This is a genomic window from Collinsella sp. AF25-2LB (genome assembly GCF_003458415.1).
Classification (GTDB): domain Bacteria; phylum Actinomycetota; class Coriobacteriia; order Coriobacteriales; family Coriobacteriaceae; genus Collinsella.
Map to the genome: position 1 here is coordinate 3686 of NZ_QRUF01000028.1, position 3336 is coordinate 7021.

Genomic DNA, 3336 nt, shown 5'->3' on the forward strand with positions numbered 1-3336 from the left:
GGCGCGGATCTCTATCCCACGCTATCGGCCCGCGAGCACCTTGCTTTCGTTAGGGAGGCGTGGAAATCGGCCGCCGACATCGACTCGCTCTGCGACTCCCTCGGAATCTCCCCATATCTCGACAAGCCGACCCGTAAACTCTCGACAGGAATGAAGCAGCAGGTAAAGCTTGCCATGGCGATAGCGACCGATTGCCCGTACCTCATCCTCGATGAACCGCTGAACGGCCTCGATCCGGGAAAACGGAAAACCTCCTGCGACGCGATGCGCAGCGAGGTGGCGCGGGGACGCAGCGTGCTCATTTCAAGCCATCTACTCGACGACCTGGCAGACCTCACCAACTCGTTCTACTTCATCGAGGCCGGCACGCTCGTGGAAAAGATCGAGTCGTCCTCGCAGACGCTCAAGCAGGAATACCTCGATACATACGAGCGAGGTGAATGACATGATAGGCAAGAGCTATGCAAAGATAGCGATTGTTGGCTTTGTACTTTGTCTTGCAATGGTGCTATGTGCATCATTTGCGAGGTATAGGTCCGAGCAGTCGTTCATCGATGGCGCTGAAAATGGGTTTGGCATAGACGGGATGTATGTCAGCGATGGCGCGACCGGGCCGTCTATGGCGATTCTCGCAGGCGAAGACATGGAATGGCAAATCTGTAATGGCGATGGCTCTTGCATGAGTGGTCGTTTGGCCGCAACGAGCGATCCGAATTCGTTCGATCTTCTCGACAATGATGGAGCGGATTGCGGTTCGGTTCACCTGTCATATGCATCGCGAGACGGGATGGACGGCATTCTCTACGTCTCCCACGAGACTGGCGATTTCAAGATGCGCAGGACTAACCGGGTGCCGGCTTTTATCGAGGAGTGAGAGTTCCCGGCGGCCTGCCGATCAGGCCGCCGGGGTATTGAACCCCGCATTCATCCGTACACACACGGATGAATGCGGGAAGTGTCCGGATGAAGTTGATAATCAAGGAAACAAAGCCGTTCTGCCTGGGACGGCTTTGGCCTGGACTTTAACTACAACATCGCAATCGACACTTATCAGCTCGCGCAACGCGCATGGCCAAATCTCGGACGCTGGTGCATGGAGGACCTTCGAGATTTACTGGACATCCAAAACGACGACGCACACCGCGTGCTCGCCGACTGCGAAGACGAGATGGCCGTCTACAATGCGATCAGAAACGGCGTGAAGTCCGGAGATCTTTCTGTGGAACCGCCGCGCCGTCGCGCGAGCCGACCGGGCAACCCGGGTAATCTGGTCCCGGCTCTCCCGGTCGTATTCCTACGATATCGCCCCTAGATCACCAATGTGTCAGATAAAGAATGAGGCAATGGCTGTGATCACGCCTACGGCAGATGCAACGACTGCGCCTTTTTTCCTCTCCTTTAGTCCGACGAATAGGGTTGCCGTAAAGTAAAGGGCGGAAATGCAGGCTATGGCAAGCGAAACGAGTTCCTTGGGCGGTTTCAGCAAAAGGTCGCTAGCAAAGAGTAATGCAAGCAGGGCAAAGCCGATTGTGGTCAAGTATCTCGATTGATTTTGCGACTGCATGGCAACTGCCTTTCAGAACATGCAAGTGAAAAGTCGGTACGATGTCATTGCGGTTGCAAACAAGCCGCCGCCAGGACCGGTTGTCACGAGACCGGCGATAACTTCAGCGGTGCCAGCAAGGTAGGGATCGCGCAGGCAAGCCTCCTCCTTCGCGTTCAGCTTGACCTTGTGAGGGACGGTGCGGTTATTTGCAAATCCGTGAGAATCGCACCACGCCTTGGAATATGAATCCGTGCAGCGTCCGCGCTCAAAAAGGGATATATCGTAATTTTCGTCGTAGTTGTCTCCGACGTAGATCTCGCTGCTCTCGGCGGGAGATCCCTCGTCGGCATAGGCTGCCGCAACGGGCACAAATGGTGTCATGACAAGGGAGAAGCAAAGAGCTGCTGAGACGATGGAGGGCAGGCATTTCTTCATGGCTGGCTCCTTAAACTGGCCTTTGATAGTTACTCGATGTCGCCTCCTTCCGCTTTATATCCGTTGTATTCGGCGTATTTCTTTAATAAGGCAAGAGGTTCTTCCTCTCCTTCGGATGAGCCGATGATGTTTCCTTGGTCATCCAGTATGAATACGGACGGAATATGCTCAAGTTCATATTGGTCATTCACGACCTTATCTTAATCTATGTAAATGGGAAAGTCTCCTTCATGGACCGAGGCTTCTTCAATCGTGCTGTCCTCAGAAACATTGAAAAGGTTCTTCCTTATGGCTGCGAAATTATCAAGTTGTGGCATATCCTCTATGAGAGATTCGCAGTGCGGACACCACGATGCCCGAATACCGCATCATCGGTATCAACCATGACGACCTCGCCGACGGTAGCGGCAAGGCGGGGCTGACGTTTGAGACGACCAACGATGTCCTATACAAACACATCTGGAACGACACAAAGACCAATGTCGGCGGTTGGAGGTCCTCTAAGCTCCGCGCCCGCCTGAACTCCGGTGACCTCTGGGCGCTCCTGCCGGCCGAGCTCCAGTCCAAGGCGAAGGCCGTCACGAAGATGACGGACAACGAGGGCGGCGGTAGCGCCGGCACTCCGACGGCAACGAATGACAAGGTCTTCATCCTCTCGACGACCGAGATTTACGGAGACCTCCAGTCTGACGGCGCCCAGTACGAGTACTATGCGACGCCGAGGTATTCTGGACCTGAGATTGTGTGCTATTTCAGCACTCGTTCCGTGTCTCCGAGTGACTCAACGGACTTTATCTATGTTGACCCTTTCGGTCGCTGGAGCAGCGGTAGTGCCAACAGTGCCGGCAACGTGTTTCCCGCTTGGTGCTTCTAGATTTTCTAGTGCAAGGCCCGCGCGACTCCGCGCGGGCCTATCTTTTGGCAAGTGTACGAACGGTTTAGGTTCGCGGCAGGTATTCGGGTTGAGGAGAAATAGGGTCATACAGCGGCTCTCAGAGCGCCAGCCGCACTCCTCCGCCATTACCTCTGCGGCGTCCTCGTATAGAGCCCGTACTGCTTGGCGTTTCGTTGCAACAGCCCACTTGTCCACCGATCAAGTGAACTACTGGAATAAATACAGCGACACGCTTGTTCGTTACAGTCGCTATATCTGCGTAAATCGCCGCGATAAATACAGTCTGTACTCGACTGTATACCAGCTACGCGTATGTAGATTCATATCGCGTTAATAAATCGGTCCAAGCGTGTGCAAAACGCGCAAGTAGCCGCAAAAGGCGATTATCGCGCAGGGTGATTTTTGGCACCCTGTTGATTAATCAGAACCACCCTTAAAAAGGGTGGTTTGCTCTTAGGGT

General features: G+C 54.2%; 5 protein-coding genes. 3 read left to right on the forward strand and 2 right to left on the reverse strand.

Features of this window, described 5'->3' with window-relative positions; genetic code table 11:
* Positions 1 to 444: ATP-binding cassette domain-containing protein (locus DWY51_RS09300; protein ID WP_117770650.1), on the forward strand; the 444-nt coding region annotated here is incomplete at its 5' end.
* A 1-nt stretch (position 445) separates the two neighbouring features.
* Positions 446 to 874, forward strand: a complete 429-nt coding sequence (locus tag DWY51_RS09305) for a hypothetical protein (protein WP_117770646.1) — start codon at positions 446 to 448, stop codon at positions 872 to 874.
* 702 nt (positions 875 to 1576) lie between these two features.
* Here DWY51_RS09305 and DWY51_RS09315 read toward each other — a convergent pair.
* Both DWY51_RS09315 and DWY51_RS09710 read right to left on the reverse strand, forming a co-directional pair.
* A complete protein-coding gene (locus DWY51_RS09315) occupies positions 1577 to 1981 on the reverse strand; it encodes a hypothetical protein (RefSeq protein WP_117770648.1) in 405 nt (134 codons plus the stop codon).
* 29 nt (positions 1982 to 2010) lie between these two features.
* Positions 2011 to 2172, reverse strand: coding sequence for a hypothetical protein (locus DWY51_RS09710; protein ID WP_158556942.1), 162 nt, complete (start codon positions 2170 to 2172; stop codon positions 2011 to 2013).
* Between the two features lie 161 nt (positions 2173 to 2333).
* Here DWY51_RS09710 and DWY51_RS09320 point away from each other — a divergent pair, with 161 nt between their 5' ends.
* Entirely contained in the window at positions 2334 to 2855 is a 522-nt protein-coding gene (locus DWY51_RS09320; protein ID WP_117770649.1) for a DUF6273 domain-containing protein, read from the forward strand.
* Positions 2856 to 3336 lie beyond the last annotated feature (481 nt).